This window comes from Flavobacterium sp. KMS (assembly GCF_000813005.1).
GTDB lineage: Bacteria > Bacteroidota > Bacteroidia > Flavobacteriales > Flavobacteriaceae > Flavobacterium.
This window is the reverse complement of record NZ_JSYP01000014.1, coordinates 176,232-194,587: the sequence shown is the minus strand read 5'-3', so window position 1 is coordinate 194,587 and position 18,356 is coordinate 176,232. Positions and strand designations below refer to the sequence as shown.

The 18,356-nt window shown below is 29.5% G+C and carries 17 protein-coding genes; 2 read left to right on the top strand and 15 right to left on the bottom strand.

Annotation, left to right across the window (positions count from 1 at the left end; genetic code table 11):
• The first annotated feature begins 258 nt into the window (after positions 1-258).
• Together OA93_RS15475 and OA93_RS15470 are read left to right on the top strand one after the other, a co-directional pair.
• Positions 259-447 carry a hypothetical protein gene (locus tag OA93_RS15475; RefSeq protein WP_039114284.1) on the top strand — a complete coding sequence of 63 codons (189 nt, stop codon included), beginning with the start codon at positions 259-261 and terminating at the stop codon, positions 445-447.
• The gene (locus OA93_RS15470; protein ID WP_039114283.1) at positions 444-857 is read left to right on the top strand and encodes a hypothetical protein; all 414 of its coding nucleotides are present in this window, start codon (positions 444-446) and stop codon (positions 855-857) included. Before OA93_RS15475 ends, OA93_RS15470 begins: the two co-directional genes overlap by 4 nt.
• A 518-nt stretch (positions 858-1,375) precedes the next feature.
• On the opposite strand, the gene OA93_RS15465 is transcribed toward OA93_RS15470, so the two are convergent.
• The 15 genes from OA93_RS15465 to OA93_RS15390 all read right to left on the bottom strand — a co-directional run bounded on the left by OA93_RS15465 (position 1,376) and on the right by OA93_RS15390 (position 18,250).
• Positions 1,376-1,876 (bottom strand): hypothetical protein, encoded by a 501-nt coding sequence (locus tag OA93_RS15465; RefSeq protein ID WP_039114282.1) that lies wholly within the window; start codon positions 1,874-1,876, stop codon positions 1,376-1,378.
• Positions 1,877-1,878: 2 nt separating this feature from the next.
• Positions 1,879-2,823: a hypothetical protein gene (locus tag OA93_RS15460; protein ID WP_039114281.1), complete on the bottom strand. Its 945-nt coding sequence runs from the start codon at positions 2,821-2,823 to the stop codon at positions 1,879-1,881.
• Complete coding sequence (locus tag OA93_RS15455) at positions 2,807-3,331, bottom strand: hypothetical protein (protein WP_039114280.1); 525 nt, start codon at positions 3,329-3,331, stop codon at positions 2,807-2,809. The genes OA93_RS15460 and OA93_RS15455 overlap by 17 nt, the downstream gene beginning before the upstream one ends.
• Positions 3,324-4,514: a hypothetical protein gene (locus OA93_RS15450; RefSeq protein WP_039114279.1), complete on the bottom strand. Its 1,191-nt coding sequence runs from the start codon at positions 4,512-4,514 to the stop codon at positions 3,324-3,326. The genes OA93_RS15455 and OA93_RS15450 overlap by 8 nt, the downstream gene beginning before the upstream one ends.
• Positions 4,514-6,421 carry a type II and III secretion system protein gene (locus tag OA93_RS15445; protein WP_039114278.1) on the bottom strand — a complete coding sequence of 636 codons (1,908 nt, stop codon included), beginning with the start codon at positions 6,419-6,421 and terminating at the stop codon, positions 4,514-4,516. Before OA93_RS15445 ends, OA93_RS15450 begins: the two co-directional genes overlap by 1 nt.
• Positions 6,422-6,425: 4 nt before the next feature.
• Positions 6,426-7,832: a GspE/PulE family protein gene (locus OA93_RS15440; protein WP_039114277.1), complete on the bottom strand. Its 1,407-nt coding sequence runs from the start codon at positions 7,830-7,832 to the stop codon at positions 6,426-6,428.
• Between the two features lie 477 nt (positions 7,833-8,309).
• Positions 8,310-8,738, bottom strand: coding sequence for a type II secretion system protein (locus OA93_RS15430; protein ID WP_052250059.1), 429 nt, complete (start codon positions 8,736-8,738; stop codon positions 8,310-8,312).
• A gap of 67 nt (positions 8,739-8,805) precedes the next feature.
• Positions 8,806-9,927, bottom strand: coding sequence for a type II secretion system F family protein (locus OA93_RS15425; RefSeq protein ID WP_039114275.1), 1,122 nt, complete (start codon positions 9,925-9,927; stop codon positions 8,806-8,808).
• Entirely contained in the window at positions 9,927-10,442 is a 516-nt protein-coding gene (locus OA93_RS15420; protein WP_240474737.1) for a hypothetical protein, read from the bottom strand. Before OA93_RS15420 ends, OA93_RS15425 begins: the two co-directional genes overlap by 1 nt.
• A 272-nt stretch (positions 10,443-10,714) precedes the next feature.
• The gene (locus OA93_RS15410; RefSeq protein ID WP_039114272.1) at positions 10,715-11,929 is read right to left on the bottom strand and encodes a hypothetical protein; all 1,215 of its coding nucleotides are present in this window, start codon (positions 11,927-11,929) and stop codon (positions 10,715-10,717) included.
• The gene (locus OA93_RS24165; protein WP_131474483.1) at positions 11,929-12,720 is read right to left on the bottom strand and encodes a hypothetical protein; all 792 of its coding nucleotides are present in this window, start codon (positions 12,718-12,720) and stop codon (positions 11,929-11,931) included. Before OA93_RS24165 ends, OA93_RS15410 begins: the two co-directional genes overlap by 1 nt.
• A gap of 220 nt (positions 12,721-12,940) precedes the next feature.
• Complete coding sequence (locus OA93_RS25120) at positions 12,941-13,108, bottom strand: hypothetical protein (protein WP_165572112.1); 168 nt, start codon at positions 13,106-13,108, stop codon at positions 12,941-12,943.
• An 11-nt stretch (positions 13,109-13,119) separates the two neighbouring features.
• The gene (locus tag OA93_RS15400; RefSeq protein WP_039114271.1) at positions 13,120-13,758 is read right to left on the bottom strand and encodes a hypothetical protein; all 639 of its coding nucleotides are present in this window, start codon (positions 13,756-13,758) and stop codon (positions 13,120-13,122) included.
• A gap of 114 nt (positions 13,759-13,872) precedes the next feature.
• The gene (locus OA93_RS15395; protein ID WP_039114270.1) at positions 13,873-15,597 is read right to left on the bottom strand and encodes a sodium:solute symporter; all 1,725 of its coding nucleotides are present in this window, start codon (positions 15,595-15,597) and stop codon (positions 13,873-13,875) included.
• A gap of 121 nt (positions 15,598-15,718) precedes the next feature.
• Positions 15,719-18,250 (bottom strand): PIG-L family deacetylase, encoded by a 2,532-nt coding sequence (locus OA93_RS15390; protein ID WP_039114269.1) that lies wholly within the window; start codon positions 18,248-18,250, stop codon positions 15,719-15,721.
• Positions 18,251-18,356 lie beyond the last annotated feature (106 nt).

Genomic DNA, 18,356 nt, shown 5'->3' with positions numbered 1-18,356 from the left:
AGTCGAATAATTGGTGGAGGAATAAACAGTAAAAATGCCAAAATGGGAACTAGGTTAAATTCAGCTGTAAATGCTGTTAATTTTACTTTAGAAAAATTGCATGTTATATGGTAAGTAAGGATATTAATTTATTGACAGAACAGCATCAAACATTATATGATCAAATACTCCCTGCTATCCAAAAAGCTTTAAATAGCGAGAGTAAGATATATATCCCTGCGCATATGCACAATAATTATGATTTATCTCAAATAGCGGATGTCATACTTATATGGAGGAGATGGTTATGATCAAGAAATAGTTGATGCAGGCATGAAAATTTATCATGAACTAAGCGCACAAGGTCAAGAGTTTAAAAATTTAAAACCTAAAGATGAAAAGGAAAAATCTGTAGTTGTTAAGAGTAGCACAGCGGTTAAAAAAGGAAGTAAAAAAATAGAATTATGAAATATTGTTATTTTTGTTTTGTGTTTTTAATTTTCTCTTGTAAAAGTCAAGAAGATCTATTTTTAGAAAAATTTTATGGTCAATGGGCTATAGAGGAAATAGAATATAATAATGTAAATTATAAAGAAGATTTATATGTGAATTTTATGGCATTTGAGAAAAATAATAAAATATTAATTCCTGAATCGGTTCATTTTCAAAAAGATATGACAGCAGAATGGACAGTGGAATTAAATAAAGATAAAAAAATTTCAATAAATTGCATTGATGTCGTTTTTAATGGCTCATACACTATAAAATTCATAAAAGACCAGAATAAAAAATTATTAGGTATTGAAATGAAATCAGATAGCACATACATAAAAGCATACAAGTTTTTTCAAAACTATGATTTGCATAAAGATTGGTAGTTTTACTAATTTTAAGGATAGTGTTTCATATTAGGTTTTTTTGTAAAATATCAATGTAACTAACTGAAAAAGAATATGAATTTATAAGTTTTAGACCGTAGAGAGGCGGCCAACAGGTCGTCTCTTTGTTTACATACTTCTAATAACCCGATCGCTTGGATAATAGCAACGATCTCACGGAAATTCTTTCCGTGCCAATACAGAGAATTGACAAAAACAATAGAATAAAAAGTAAAAAAAACTCGTAAATTGGAAGTTTTTTTATGTCTTTATAACAGTATTTTATTGTGCTAATTGCTGAATTTTCTTTTGGTAATAAAAGCACCGCTTAAAATAAGTAAACCTAATACTAGAATCATATCCAGTATTAGGTTTTTTACTTTTTACAATGTTAAATTTTCTATTAATTTTATTAAAATGATTTTCTAAAATGATTTTGATTTCTTCAAGACATATTAGTAACTGAATCACATCAAAAATTAATAAGTAACAAGGTATAATAATAGTATTTAGTGAATTTATTTTTTTAATGAAACAATTCTTGTTTCAGAATTAAAACGAACTTCTACAGAATCTTTATACTTTTTTTTAATCACAAGTCCATTTATGGGATCGTTAAGTTTTAACCTAAATAATTTGGAGTCGATTTTTAATAATATCAATTCTTGATTTTTAGATTTAATGCATCCATAATATAAAAGAGTAGGCCAGTTGCTATTTTGTTTGACTTTAGGGATAGCATCAGGAATTTTTTTGGGCATGGATGAATAATTTGAGCTCTGTTTTTTAGAGGGAATAGGATCACCTTGTAACGATTTATTAAGGAAAGGGTCTCGATTTATTTTATCTAATTTAAAAGTGTCTTTATTTATTTGACTTAAAATAAAATCACTGTCTTTAATTTGCTTTTTAGGCATTATTCCATTATTGAAGGAATGGTGAGAAGCTTTATAAACAACGGTTCCCCATAACCCTAATACTATCAAAATTAGAATTATATTTATTTTCTTTTTAGCCATATTTAGTTTATGGTAAATTTAAGGACAGTACTATTAGTCCCAATATTTCCAGCCTCATCTAGAGCTTTAACCCTCCAATAATATACACCAGCGATAGAAAAAGATTGTTGAATTGTGGTCGAGAGACTATTTTTAGTTTGAATAATTGCAGTGAAATCAGGATTATTTGAAAACTCTACTACATAGGTAATAGGAGATTTTATGATCCCTACATCTGAAGCAATACTCCAAATAAAATTTATATTAGTATTGATAGTATTATCACTAGGGGATACATTTGATGGTTGGTTTGGACTTGTGGTATCAATATTAAATTTTCGAGCAGAATACTGTTTGGTTTCAGTGTCTATATTTTTAGCTTTTACTCTCCATTCATAATTGCCATCAGCCAAACTAGATAAATTAAGTGTTACGGATGTATCTCTTATACTATCTTTTTTGAATATTTCTTGACTCGTTGTTGTATTTACTACTTTAACACTATAATTTGTTGCATTATCAAGAGCTATCCAATTCAGGGAGATATTAATAAAGTTTACAAATTTATCGTTTTCTGGACTTGATAAAATTACTTGTTGATTGGTTAAATCATCAGGAATTATTGTTGAAAAATTAGAAGGAAAAGAATAGATTGACTGATAGGCATAATTTTCTCCTCGTACTCTCCAAAAATAATTTCCTGCTTTTAATGGTAAAGTTATATTTGTTTTAGTTGTTAAGGAATCGAGTACCAAAACCTGATTTGCTTCAAATATTTGGATGCGATATTTATCAACTCCTTTGGTATTATTCCATGCAAAATTCACAATATTGCTCTCTATTTTAGTATTATTTGTTGGAGAAATAATTTGGATAGTGTCATCACTAATGTCTTTTTCAAGAATATCATCACAAGAAAAGTTTAAAATAATTAAGACAAATACTATAATTTTATTTATTGTTTTCATAATTTTGGAATATCATTTTTAAATGTAAAACTTCAGATTTATTATTGTTTTTCTTTATATAAAAGTTCATGCTAACTAATCTTGAAAAAGTGAATTTTTTTTCAAAATCATATGCTAATTGTAGCAGTTGATTACTTGTTCCTGTAACATCAAGTTGGTTGGTTATAATGCGATAATCATCTTCGGGAAAATCATGTATAGGCTGTAAATCATTAATAGAAACTTCGGGTGAATTTTTGGTGGCAAAACTTATAATTCCTTGCTGTACCATTTCTTTTGTTATCCCTTCTTTACCAATTATTTTATCTAGATAAGCAACATCTGTAGCTAAATTATTAGTGTTTTTTGCTTTTTTATTGATGTCTTCAGCTTTTTTTGATAGTATATTATGTTCTTTAATTATTTCAAATAAAGGACCAAATGATTTTTTATAAGCTGTAATCGACATTATGAAAAAAAGGGTTATTAAAGCATAAACTTTTTGTTTGTACGAATAATTTTCAAACATTTTTTAGAGTTATTTTTATTTCGAATATTGATTTATTTCTTTTGTCTTTTTTTAAGCTAATAATTTCAAAACGTTGAAGCCAATTCATTTTTTTTAAATCGTCTAACCATTTATTAAATGAAGATTCTTCAAAAGTTTCTCCTTTGATTGTAATAGTGTTATTTTTAAAAAACACTTTTTTGTTTTCTTTATTTTCTGTCTTTATTGGGATGATATTTAAGTCGTTTAGTGAAATATCAGTTGGTATTGCATTGATGATTTCATACGCATAATAAGAAAGGAATTTAGATGAGAGAACCCCTGTCTCTTTTAAAATTCTAATCTTCTTTTCTTTTTGTTTTTCTAAATCTAATGTTAACTGATAGGATTGGTTTGAATGTACAGTTTGTAAATTGAGTTCTGTGTTTTTAGTTCCGTAATAACCAATCATAAAATAACTTATTAATAATGAGGTTAAAAAAGAAACAAGTAAGGCTATCCCAAAAAAGGTATACGCTTTTTTATAAATTAATTCGTCACTGTTTAGAGAAGTATTAATTGTTTTTGAAATCTCTTTTTGATTTATGAAAAAATGAATGATGCAACCATACAAAGGCAAGAATGAATTTGATAGAGTTTCATCTCCAATTTGATATGTTTTGTTTTCTACAGTTTCAATTTGTTTATTAAAACCAACTAGCTTCTCATCTTCAAATTCTAGACACAAATCAGCAGAAATTATTTTTCTTTCTTTTATAACATTACTCAATATGGCTGCCAAAAAAGGCCCTATATAAACATCTACAACTTGAAAGCCATTCTTTTGAAATTTAGTTATTGTTTCTTCAACAATGTTTTTTCTACAAAAACTAATGAAATTTGATTTTAATCCTTTTATATCAGTATAATATATAGAATTGAAATCTATATTCTTCTGCCAATTTAAATCTGTTTCATTATTTAAATCAATTTCTTTATTTAAAATACCTTTTCCTTCAATTACTAATAAAACGGGTATTTTTTTATCTGTAATGTTTACTAATTCTTGAAGGTTTTCAAATGAATGTTTAGAGATAATAACAATTTTGTTTGCCTTTTTTTTAATTCGAAGCAAGTTGTAAATTTCAAAGTCTCCTTTTTTGATTACTCCAACAACATTTATGTCGTTTAGTTTTATAAATTTAGACAGGGTAGCTAGCATCATTAATAAATAACTGTAGGTTTAATGAAAATATGAAGTTTAGAATCACTTTTGCTCTTTTTTCTACTGCTAAAAAACCATTTTATAATGGGGATTCTCGATATTAATGGTGTTCCTGAACCCGAGTTTTCTTTTTTCAACTCGTCTAAACCTCCTAATAAAATCATTTCTCCATTTTTTACTCTTACTAATGATTCAAATTTTTGAGTGGCTTTTCCAGGAGGAGCATCTGCTCCAGCTCTTGCCAAAAAGGAACTTTTTTCGACAGTAATAGTTAAGGTTACGTTTTCATCAGTAGAAACATATGGTTTTATAGATACGCTTAAATTTGCATCTGTTGATTTCCATGTTCCCGAGTTTAAAATATCACTACCGATGTTATTATTTATTAATCGGTTACTTTGTTCAAAATAATAACTGGTTTCTCCAATAGATAATTTAGCTTCATGACCACTTATTGTGGCTATTTTAGGTGTAGATTCTATTTTTAAAACAGAATTATTTTCTAATAGTTTTAGATTAAGGTAAAAAGATTCGGTTACCTTACCTAGCTTAAACAATCCAAAACCATTAAATGCATTTATTAAACTGTTAACTGATGATCCGTTTAGCGTTACATCTGAACTAGGAAATAGAACACCATTAGTTTGTGTAGCATTTATTTTATCTAAACCAGCTTTCATTCCCGTTTGGATATCATATGATTTGTTATATTGAACAATTATAACTTCGATTTGTACCATTGGAACTACTTTGTCAATCTGTTTTATATATACTTTCAATTCTTCTAGGGTTGATCTAGAACCTGAAACAATTAATCCATTTAATTCGATAAATTCTTTTATTTCTAGTTTCTCAGAGAACACTTTTGGTAATGCATTAATAATAGATTCTATAGATCTGTTTTCTAATTGGATCATCTCAGTTATTCTTAGACCTTCAGTAGCTTCTTCGCCAATTAAATAGAAATTATCTTGTTTTTTATAAGTGTATTTTTTTCCTCTAAAAATATGTTCCAATAATTCATCAAAAGTGATATTATCGACAGAAAGTGTCGTTTTTTCACTTTCGGGTTTATTATATAAAAAATAATTAACATGTAGTTTTTCTGCTGCTTCAGTAAGTAAGTCTGAAGCATCTGCTATATAAGCATTTATTTCTAAGAAGCCGTTCTTATTGATATTGACCTCGTAAAATCCAGGAACCCCACTACTTACTCTTGCTTGTTTTGATTTTTGATTACTACTTGTAGTAATAGATGCATTAGGAGTTGTATTTTTTTCTAAATAATAAAATCCATTTTCATCTATAGTAACTAATAAATCATTTGACTTCGCCATCATATCAATAACTTGGTTAAATGGACGATTTAAAATATAAGAAGAAACTTTAATATTTTTTATATCCTGAGCTAATATTAAATTTTTGCTAGATATATCTGTTATTGCTTTAGCAACATAAGATAAGGTATCGTTCTCTAGTTTAACAGATAAAAAATCATTTTGAGGATTATAAGTCACATCAATAATTTTAGGCTGTTTTTTTTCGATAATGGGTACAATTTTCCTCTTTTTAAAAACAATAATATTGTTCATAAAAATCACCTCTAAGTCATATTTTTGGATGCAATGAATAAAGACATCTTTTACTGATACATCAAAAAAGTTATTAGCGATGGGTTGATTTAGATCAACATCAATATCAACATTTAAGTGATGCTCTTCTGCTATTGAAGATAGAAAGTCATGTAAAGTTAGTCCAGAAACATCAATTTTGATGGTTTCGTTCAGTCCCTTTTTTTGTATTGACAATTCGTCAAATTTCCTTTGTAATTCACTAATATCTTGTTGTGCTAAAATAATATTTGTGAAAAACAATAAAGCTATTATGTAAAGTACCTGTTTTAGCATTTATTTATATGTTTATTAAAATTGAATATATTTCTTCGAGAGAAGTTTCTCCTACAGCTAAAATTTCAAATGCTTTTTCAGGCAATGATTTATAATCTTTATGGTTACTATATAGTTTTGTTATTGTATTGTCTTTAATTGCTTCTGTAATTTCACCATCAATTTTTAAGATTTCGTAGATTGCTGTTCTGCCTTTATATCCTGTATGGAAGCATTTATTGCATCCAATTGGCTTATAATAAGAAGAAATTTCATATGGGAATTTAAAATTTAGCGGAAAATCTAAAGGATTACAATTTGTTTCTTTTTTGCAATTATCACAAAGTTTCCTAACCAATCGTTGTGCTACAGATAGATTTAAAGTTTCGGCAATTAAATAGGAAGGAACTCCCATATCTATTAATCTGGAGATTGTTCCTATTGCCGAGTTGGTATGTATAGTTGATAAAACGAGATGACCTGTTAGTGATGCTCGAATTGCCATTAAGGCTGTTTCGGAATCGCGAATTTCCCCCAACATGATTATATCCGGATCCTGGCGTAAGAATGATTTTAATGCCGATGAAAAAGTTAAGCCAATGTCTTCTTTTAATTGTACTTGATTAATCCCTTTTAAAGTATATTCTATTGGATCTTCAACAGTTACAATGTTTCTTCTGCTATGATTTAGTAATTTTAATGTAGCATAAAGAGTCGTAGTTTTTCCAGAGCCAGTTGGACCACTTATTAATATGATTCCATTTGGTTTTTTTACAGCTTCCAGATAACTTTCTAATTCTTCTTTTTTAAGGCCCAATGTATTCAAATCAATATTTGATGCATCTTGACCTAAAAGACGCATTACTATTTTTTCACCAAATAGAGTGGGCAAAATTGAAATTCTTATATCAAATGCATCATTGGTAATTCTTCCATCTTGTGGTAGTCTTTTTTCAGTTATATTTAATTTGGCTCTAATTTTAACTTTATTGACTAATTCTAAATAGTTATCATGTTCTATTTTATAACGTTCTATTAATTGCCCATCTATCCTAAAGCGGATGCGTGAGAAATCTTCATAAACTTCAAAATGTATATCACTACATTTTAATGATTTAGCTTCAAATAGTAAATTTTCAAGAAAGTCCCCTTTATCTACATTTAAGGATTTATTGGAGCTTAAAGGACGCTCTTTTCGGTAATAAGTAGATAAAGCTTTTTCTATTTCAGAAGTATTTATAGGGTGAAAAATGATATTTTTCCCCAAAAAAAGCTCTAATTCTTCTTTGTTATCTTCATTATCACTAGAATTATCTACATATAGTTCTAATGTGTTTTCATACATTGATTTTGGCAATATTCGGTACTGATTGGCAAGATCATTAGTAACGATATGATGATTTTCGGAAAGAATTATAATATCCTGTTTCATTATAATAAAGTCATTTTATGAAACAAAAAATAGTGGTCTTTTAAAAAGACGAGGCATAAAAGTAAAGCTGAAAATCCTGCTAAAGGAACCGTTTCTTCTGTAGATATTTTTTTTAAACTAAGTTGTAGCCCAATCGCAAATAACATTGAAAGGACAAAAAATAGAATGTAGTTTTGTTGTGAAAATAGCGGAGTAATAGAAACATAAAATAATAAATCACCTATTCCAAAATAATGCTGGAATGGATTTATAATTTTTTTAGATTTAAAACTCATGTATATTATCAATACACTTAGTGTGATTAAAAAAAAACTCAGATTTAAAATTGTGATTTTTAATAAATCATTGTTTTTGATTATAAAGAAGGAAATAGAGAAAATAGTTATTGGTAAAATAAGATGTATTTTTCGGTATTTCCAATCTTGAACGAAGACTATCATTAAACTAAATAGTAAGATTGTAAAAGCAGTTTTCAATTTATTCTTTTATTACTTCAGTTAATACTTTTTTATTGTCAATCTCCCAAGTGTTGTAATTTCCATCACCATCTAAGTCAGAAGTAGCAGTTGCCCTAGCTGTAAAAGAATCATTAGAGGCTTCTAGGATTTCAATTTTGTAAATAGCTTGCCCACCTTCATCAGTAGTTTTTTCTTGCTCGAAACCAATTTCGTCCAGACTGTTAGAATATTTTGAGTGTCTATAAAAATAACTTTTCTCTAAACCATAAACTTGATTGAGCATAGCTTGTGCTTCAATAGCTTTTGCTTGGCCAATTACAGAAGTTTGGTTTGGTAATACCATAAGTAATAAAATACCAATGATACATAACACAATCAATATTTCTGTTAAAGAGTAAGCTTTAAGCATTAGTTTGTTTTTTGTAGGTTTATGTTTGTGTTTTGTCATTTTAATATGTCATTTTACTTGTTAAAAAGTGTTAATTGACAAAAGTACAAATTCAATTTCGATAATACTATTTATTTATAATTTTACTTAAATCAAACATTGGAGCGTACATAGAGACCATAATTATTCCTACAATAATACCAATCACAATGATAATCATTGGTTCAAGAATTACTCCTATCATTTTTGTTTGATGATTTATTTCTTCGTTGTATTGCTCAGTTAAGCGCTCAAACATTGTTTCTAGTTGGTTAACTTGTTCGGCGACCTCTACCATAGAGACCATTTTATTTTCAAATACAGTATGTTTTTTTAAACTTTCGTTTAATGAAGCACCTCTTGTAATATCTTCTTTTATTTGATGTATAGCAATTTCAATTGGATAAAAACTAATCATTTTAGCCGTTAAGGTTAAAGAATTAATTAATGTAGTTTTAGAAGTAATCAATAAATTCATGGCTTGGCAAAAACGGGAGATGTAAATCTTCTTAATCAGGTTTCCAAAATAAGGTATTTTTAATGCTATATGAGAGGTAAGTAATCTATAACTACTTCTTTCTTTTAAAAGAATATGAATGAATATAAAACCTAGTATAATGCCAATTATTATTGAAAAAATTATTCCTGAGTGATTTGAAATTTTTATAATAATTTGGGTGCTTTTAGGTAATTCACTTCCAAATTGCTTAAAAACGGAGCTAAACATAGGAACTACTTTATTCAACATAAAATAAAGAACCAGAACTGTGACTAACATAATAATGGTAGGATAGGTCATTACCGAAATAATTTGCCTTTTCATCTGAATTTTTTGATTGAAATATTTTTGAAGTTCTCCTAAAACTTCCTCAAGTTTTCTTGTTTCTTCACCTATTTGTATACTATAATATTCGTACGCAGAAAATTGATTGCTTTCACGCATAGACTCATAAATGCTTCTTCCTTCTACTATTTTTTCTTTTATTTGAAGGATAATTTCTTTTTCAAATCTATTACTTGATTGATTGCTTAGTATTTCAAGTGCTTTTTTAAAGTCAACACCAGATTTTAGTAGCATCCCTAATTCTCTATAAAAAATTTCCTTTCTTTTGTCGGGAAGTTTTTTTGAAAACTGAAATGATTTAGTTTTAATCTTAAAATCGTTACTCTTAGATTTATTTGTTTTGTATGTTGATAAATCAAAACTCATTATTGGTTTATTGTTTGTAATAATTCATTAGGATAGATTCTTTTATAAAATTTTAGATCCATTACTTTTTCATTTGGTTCTATGTTTAATTTAATTTTTTGAAAAAAAAGCTTTCCTGATTTACTTCTTATTGTATCCACAACTATAGTATTTAATTTGATTTGAAAGGTGTCTATAAATGTATCATTACTTCTTAAAATATAATTATTTGAGAATTGATAGCTACTTTTCAAACCGGAGTATCCATTAAAGAATATTGTGTTGTCAACAAGTGTCATTTGTTCTTTTTCAAAAATATCTTTATTAAGACAGTATGTTAATCGATTCAAATCATTTATTAGTTGATTTTGATTTTTAAAATCTAGCATTCTATCTGTAATAATGGTAAAAATCATGAATATAACTCCCATTATAATTGCAGTTATTGCCATGCCTACAATTGCTTCAATGATAGAGAAGGCAGGAACTGATTTTTGATTATTAAAAATTGCTTTGCACATAGAAACTTTTTTCAAATTTAAATCGTGTACTATCTTTAAATGTAACAGAGATCTTTTTTAAATCTTTACTAAGTAGTTCTTCTTCTATTAAAATGTTTTTATTTGGTAGGGAATCATTTTCTATTTCTTTTAGAAAAAAGATTTCATTTACCATATTTTGGGTACAATAAAAATTTGCTGATGTTTTTGAAGTATAGACGCTGGCAAATATCATAACTGCAAAATACAGGCAGATAGAAATAATTGTTAAGGCTATAACAGATTCCAATATTGAATTGGCGGGTAGTTTATAATACTTTTTTGATAACATTATATGTTGTTTCTTGAGATTTAAACATTGGTATTGAAATAAAATAATTATGACGTTTCTCTGTATTGATTTCAATGTCACTAATCATATTGTCGTAAGTTGTAGAACTATTTTTTAAAAAAAATCTATTGGTGTAAACAGAGCCATAAACATTACTTTTAAGCATTACTTTTCCAGAACAATATAAATCACCAAATAATAAACCATCTTCTTCTATTTCAATAGTATTTTTATCAATCATTTCAGGGCTATTTCCAAACAAAACAATTGCACCTACTATTTGGCATTCTTTTTTTATTTTTATTTTACTCTCTTCAGAACTATTATTGTAAACACAAACAACAGATGGATACTTTAAAATTACTTTTTTTTCTAGTTCAATTCCTAGAGTTGCAAAGGCCTGGACAGTTCCTTTAAAGCCTTCTTCAAAAGTTATTTTGGGTGCTATTAAAATTACATCTTCTAAAACACTACTTTTTTTTATCCGGATTGAATCTGTCGAACGCAGAATAAAATTACCTTTAAAAATAATATTCCCTAGTGTTGAATTTTTTACATAAATCTCTTTTGTTTCATTAAAAAAGGAATTGTAGTAGAGTGAATCCATTGGTTTTTCGATATCAGATAGTTTTGCTTTTTCAGACTTCATTTTTTTAAAAATTTCTTTAAAAGCAGGGTTAATTATTGGTAATTGTAACTCAGATACTGTGTTTTTTCCTTCAACAAGAAGTTGGTTTTTAGCGTTGTTTATGTAGGATGTTTCAATAAAAGTACTTGGTAATTGATTGTTACCAACAAGTTTTACCCTTCCCGAATAGGAGAGAGACTTTGATAAATTGGTAAGATAGATAGCAGTTTTATTACTGTTATATGCTCCTACAAAATGAGCTGAAGCTACTGTGTCGTTTGCGATGTATGATTTGGCTAAAATAATTGTAAGGAGACCATGAGGTTTTGTTTCAAAATTACCTTCGATCCCAGAATGTTGCTCTTTTTCAATTTCAACTGGAACCATTTTATTACCTAAGACAAAATTTACTAAAGATTGATTTTGGATATATAATTCTTCTTGCAAATTGTAATACAAATTGAGTTGATTATATAAATTAGCAAAATATAATAATGCCCCACAAATTATAGATACAATCAAGCAAATATAAATAGCATATAATAAACTGTGAGCCTTTACCATTATTGCGCTAATCGATCTTTCTTTTTAAAAATATTTTTAAAAAAGTTAATTATCTTCGACTCTTTTTTAGGTTCGCTCATTTTTTTATTCAACGAATCTTGCTCCTTTTCCTTTTTAGCTTTTTCTTTTGCTAATTTTTTTTCGTTTTCTGTTTTTGTTTTGTATTCTGTAAGTTTAGCAGCATCAATAGTTGCTTCTGATTTTTTTTGTTCTTTAATTGATTCTTCTAATTTTAGTTTATCTTGTTTTAATTTGTATTTTTCGGACTTTAATAGGGATTGTTTTTTTATAACAATAACACCTTTTTTATAAATAAGAGTGTCCTTGCTTTCTGTGTTTGTCCATTTTCCGGTCTTTTTATCAGCAGTGTAATCTCCGTTTTCTATTAAATCTCCATTTTTATCATATCGAGAATATATACCTGATCGTAAACCATTAACCCACATTTGTGTAGTGGCTATGACTCCATTGGGATACCAGGTTTTCCAAAGACCAACACGAAGACCATTTTTATACTTACCTTGTTCTGCTAATTGATTACTGTGATACATTTTAATAAACTTATCGTTTAGTAAATCTCCAGCAGCACCTCCTTGAGCTTCATGAATTAAACCACCTTTAAACCAATGATAAATTTTATCTTTTTCAGGCTTTATTTTTTTATCTGTGGTATAAAATTCATATCTAAAATCTTTATCAGAAATTCTTTTTATGGTATACGGGTCAGAAAATGAGACCAATGTAAATGCAAAAAAAAACAGGATATTGCGTGAAAATATATTTGCTTTCAATGAGACTTTTTTTATTATTAATTTGGGCAAGATACTTTTTTTTATCATCCTATAAAATATTTTTGTAAGTTTTTATTTCTTTATTAGTTTTTTAAAACATAATACCTTAATTATTATGTTGAAAATTCTTTCAATTGCACTATAATGATTGAAAGTAAGAATGTTAAGTAATCTCTCTATGACTACTCTTTTCTTTGATTATATGTATCGAAATTTTTATTTACTTATGAGGAATATAAAGTAATGAAGTCTTTTCGTCTATACATTGGCATACAAACGAAAAATGATGATGATCCATCATAGTTTGCGAAAGCTTTAAGTCATAATAAACTACATTTTGGGTAAATTCATCAATTGTTATATGTACTTGTTCTGAAAATTTTGACATGATTTCTTAGTTTAATTATATGACAAATAGGCTTCTATTTTTTCGTGTGTTTTTGATTTAAAGCGCTTGAATTCGGCATAGTATTTACTTGTGCAACTTTCGTCCAGGAAAATCAGATAACTGAATTTCTTTTTTATTCCGTAATTGTTGTCTGTAAACTTTTCAAAATAGGTTGTTGCAATTGCTATAACTGCTTCTTTGGTAGTGAAATAATATTTTACACCATTTTTAAGCGTAAACTCATCTCCAACTACTGGATAGTGAACGGTTTGATTGATAATGAAAGATTTGGGAACTGTTACCCAATAGTTTTGGTCTTTATCTCTATAACTGTATATAGCATTATCTGATACTGTAAATAAAGTACCATTATCGGTATCGAGAATGCATTTACGTCTAATATCTCGATTACTAGCAAAAACAGCTATTTCTGAAGTGTATTTTTGTGTCAGTAATTCGGTTACCTTTTTTTCTATTTGCATAATAATTACTTTAGGTACAGTTGATTGACTGTAAGGTTGAGGTAAAAATATGTTTAAGGCTGTTTGGCTGTAACCCAAATAAATTATAAGAATGATATAATAAGGTATTTTCCTAAAGTGAAAAATAGAAGTATGATTTTTAGGTTTTAGCCCTGATGGGAACGGCATCCTTTTATGGCAGGGTTTGCCATAAAAGATATAGTGTACAGCAGGAAATAGCTCCAAAAAAAAAATGCTGTAAAACTAAGTCTTACAGCATTTTTATACTAAATGTGATTTATGTTAAGCTACTATGGCTTTTTGTTTTCTAAAGATTGTAAGTTGCATTAGTAAGGAAAGGAATATGGTTAATATTGCTCCGATAAAGTTGAGCCATAAATAACCTAATTTTTCTTGCCCGCTTGGATAAATCCAAATTGAGTAATAAAAGATGATAAATATGGTGATCTGGCTAATAAGTGCGCTATAAAAAACGGCTTTAGACTGTACGTGTTTGATATAAAAACCAACCAGGAATATACCTAAAACTGTTCCGTAAAATATGGATCCGATGATATTTACTAATTGTATTAAATTCTCAAATAAGGTTCCTACACAAGCAAAAAGGATAGCGATAATCCCCCAGAATAAAGTAAAAAACTTGGTTGCATACAGGTAATGCTTGTCTGATTTTTCGGTTTTAAGATTACGTTTGTAAATGTCGATTGCTGTTGTCGATGCCAATGCATTTAGCCCTGAAGCGGTAGATGACATGGCTGCCGAAAGGATTACTGCCAATAACAACCCTATTAATCCTTTTGGTAAATAGTGCAGGATAAAGTGGAAGAATACATAATCTTTGTCGTTGGTTTCGCTATTACTGTCGGCTTTTATAATGATTTCTTTGGCTCGCTCACGCAAATCTCTTTCTTTATTAGATAATGTTACCAGTTCTTTGCGTAGAATCGGATTGTCGTAATCCTGATTTAACTGATCGATGTATAATAAATTGATTACTTTTTTATCTTCAGAAAGTACGTTGAGTTTTTTCTCGAGCGCATGATATTCGTCTTTATACGCCGATTTCTCGATTATGACTTTGTTATTTGGATTAAAATTTAAAGGAACTGGATTGAACTGAAAGAATACAAAAACCATTATTCCAGTTAACAAAATAAAGAATTGCATAGGAACTTTTAAAAGTCCGTTCATGATTAATCCCATTTGGCTTTCTTTTACCGATTTACCCGATAAGTACCGTCCTACTTGCGATTGGTCGGTTCCGAAATAGGCAAGGGCAAGGAAAAAACCTCCTGTGATTCCGCTCCAAAAAGTATATTTTTCTTCTGGGTTAAATGAGAAATCTACGATATTCATCTTATCATTTGCTCCAGCAATATGCATGGCATTGGTAAATGTCATATCGTTTGGCAGGTAATGTAATATCAGGAAGAAGGTAATAAACATTCCCGACATGATGACAAACATTTGCTGTTTTTGGGTTACGTTTACTGCTTTTGTACCGCCTGAGAAGGTGTAGATAATTACCAGTAATCCGATCATGACATTCATTAAAGTTAGATTCCAGCCTAAAAGTGCTGATAGGATAATTGCTGGCGCATATATGGTAAGACCTGTTCCTAAACCTCGCTGAACTAAGAATAGTATTGCTGCAAGTGATCGGGTTTTTAAATCGAATCGTTTCTCTAAGAATTCATAGGCTGTAAATACTTTGAATTTGTGGTATAAAGGGATAAAGGTTACGCAAATGACTATCATAGCAATTGGTAATCCAAAATAGAATTGCACAAAACCCATTCCGTCATGATATGCTTGTCCCGGAGTTGATAAAAAGGTAATGGCGCTTGCTTGTGTTGCCATTACCGAAAGTCCTACGGTGTACCAAGGAGTTTCGTTATTGCCTAGAATAAAATCTTCGACATTTTTGCTTCCTTTGGTTTTCCAAGAGCCGTAACCAACAATAAATAAAAGTGTAACTATGAGTACAATCCAATCAAATAGTTGCATATGTTATGAGTATAAGTGCATTATTAAATAAAAAATCAGAATATAGATGGCGTTGGCTACAAGCACATAGGTGTAGCTTTTTTTCCATGTTTTTATTTTTTTCGTTGCCATATTAAAGCTTTTAATTCTTAATTTCTTTATTTGGGATTTGTACTGGTTGTTTTAATGAGATTATATTTGATAATAATCGATAGGCTCCAGGAACTCCTTCGGGTAATTCTCTAAAGAAGCTTAAGCCGGTGTAAATATAATATCCTTTTCCGTATGGGGCGACTAATAATGCGCCCTTTTTAGCCGATTCTCCTTTGTCATGGGAGGATAGGATAGGAGTGAAGGCTTTGTCATATTCACTTGGGTAATACAACCCTTGTTCTTGTTTCCAGCCTTCAAAATCTTTGGAAGTAATTTTATTAGGTGTACTTAAAACAGGATGATTTGGTGCCAGAAATGTAACTTCGGCGTTTTCTTCGGTTACTCTATCTGAGGAAATTTTTAGAGGATATGGCGCAATAGTATCGGTTACAAGATCGCCTGCTGTATTGTATTGTACTATCATTGTTTTTCCGTTTTTGACAAAGTCAAATAATACAACTTGTTTATTAGCAAGTGCCTGAATGGTGTTGTAGGCACGGATTCCTGTTATTACGACATCAAAATTATCTAGTCTTGTTGGTGTAATTTCTTCGGGTTTTAAGATGGTTACTTTATACCCCATTTGTGCCAGACTATTAGGAACTTCATCGCCTGCGCCCATGATATAGGCAATTGAATCTCCTGTTGTTTTTAGGTCAAATCGAATGCATTTGGCTTCTGCTGGGGCTAAAACCTGCTGTTTGGTGATATGACTGTAATCGATGATGGTTTGGTCTTTATCGTAGCGTTTATTGCCTAGAATCGCTACGCTTTTTACTATTGCGTTTTCTGGGTTTACTGGTGGTGTTACCTCAAAATAAACAATTTGTTCTATTCCTTTTTTGGCTAAGGTAAATGGTATTTGTTTTGGAGAAATTATCCAGCTTTTAGGTAATTCTAATTGTAAATTACCACTTACACCATCTTTTCCTGCTTTTATTTTTACAGCAACTGTTTTGGTCTGAGTATCTTTAAATAGTAATACTTTTTCTAGAATTGTGGTTGTAACTTCGGGAACAATATCCAAGAAATCATACATTTCGCCTTTTACATCGTCATTATATTTATAAACTACGGTACGCTCAAATGGAATTTCAACATTGTTTATCTTAATATTAAAAATAACTTTTACATCGCGAATAATATCAGGAACACCTATGTTTTCCTGATTAGAAACGGTGTACATTCCTATAGTTGCTTTTTCGGCTAACCAATACGGTTGTGTGTAAGGAATTGTAGTTGGTAATTGAGTTTTTAAATTGATTTTTTGATCTTTATTATTAATTAAATCAATGTTTTGAGGTGTTGTTTTTTGGTCAGGCAATGTTGTTATGCTTACTAATTGCATAGGAATCGAAGTACGATTAATAGCTTCTAGTTTTAGGTTTACAGTGCTTCCTTGTGTTGTTTCTTGCTGTTGTGCAACTGCTTCCAGATATAAACCAGAACAGGCTGCTATTATTTTTTTGATTTCTTCAGATTTTAATGCTTTCCAATGATTTTCATTTAAAGACTGAATCATTGTGTAGGCTTTTACCAAATCGGGTATGCTTGCCGATGGATTATTAAAATTGTATTGTGTCAGGATTGTATTTATTAATTCTCCAATAGGTTTTCCTCCCTTAATACGGTTCCAAGTAGTATCGATTCCGTCAAAAATATTAGACGGGTCTTTTGGAGTATCTCCGTTAATAAGTTCCAGATATTCGGTATCCTGACCACGGCTTCCAGTTGCTCCAAATCCTTGTGATTGATGACGACTGCGGCTTAAGGCTGCGATTTCCTGATTAGATTTTCCTATTCCGGGATAATAAACCCCAGTTTCTAATGTTGTAAATTTAGATTTATTGGCTGCTTCAAATTTTTCCTGACTGCCGTAAAACCACCAAGAAGTATTAAAGAATTGGCGCTTAGGTTGCCATGGCGTTACATATTTTAATTGTTCGGGATATATGCTGGGATTATTGGCCAGATCAAAGCTCTCGACGCTTAACATTGCCGATGAGGTATGATGACCATGTGTTGTACCGGGTGTGCGATGATCAAAACGATTAATGATTACATCGGGTTGAAACTTACGAACTGTCCATATGATATCGGCAAGTACTTTTTGTTTATCCCAAAGAGTTAATGTTTCATCTGGTGTTTTTGAGTAACCAAAATCATTGGCACGTGAGAAAAACTGTTCGCCACCATCAACTTTTCTGGCTTCGATAAGTTCTTGTGTTCTAATTACTCCTAATAATTCTCTTAATTGTGGTCCTATTAAATTTTGACCACCATCGCCTCGGGTTAAAGATAAGTAGCCAGTTCTTGCATTTACTTCATTAGATAAATAAGAAATTAATCTTGTGTTTTCATCATCTGGATGTGCAGCTATATATAGTACCGAGCCCAAGAAATTTACTTTTTTTATCTGATTGTAAATTTCAACCGAATTTGGTTTTTGTGGTTTTTGGGCAAAAGCAGCTTGTAAGCTAATAAGAACTAAAAGGATAATCTTTAGAAGGAGTCGGTGCATCTGAGAATTATTTAATTTTTTAAGATTGTTTTCAAAAATAGTAATAATAGAAACTGGTAATTGTTAATGACATGTAAAGATGTTAAAGTATTTGTTAAAAAAAAAG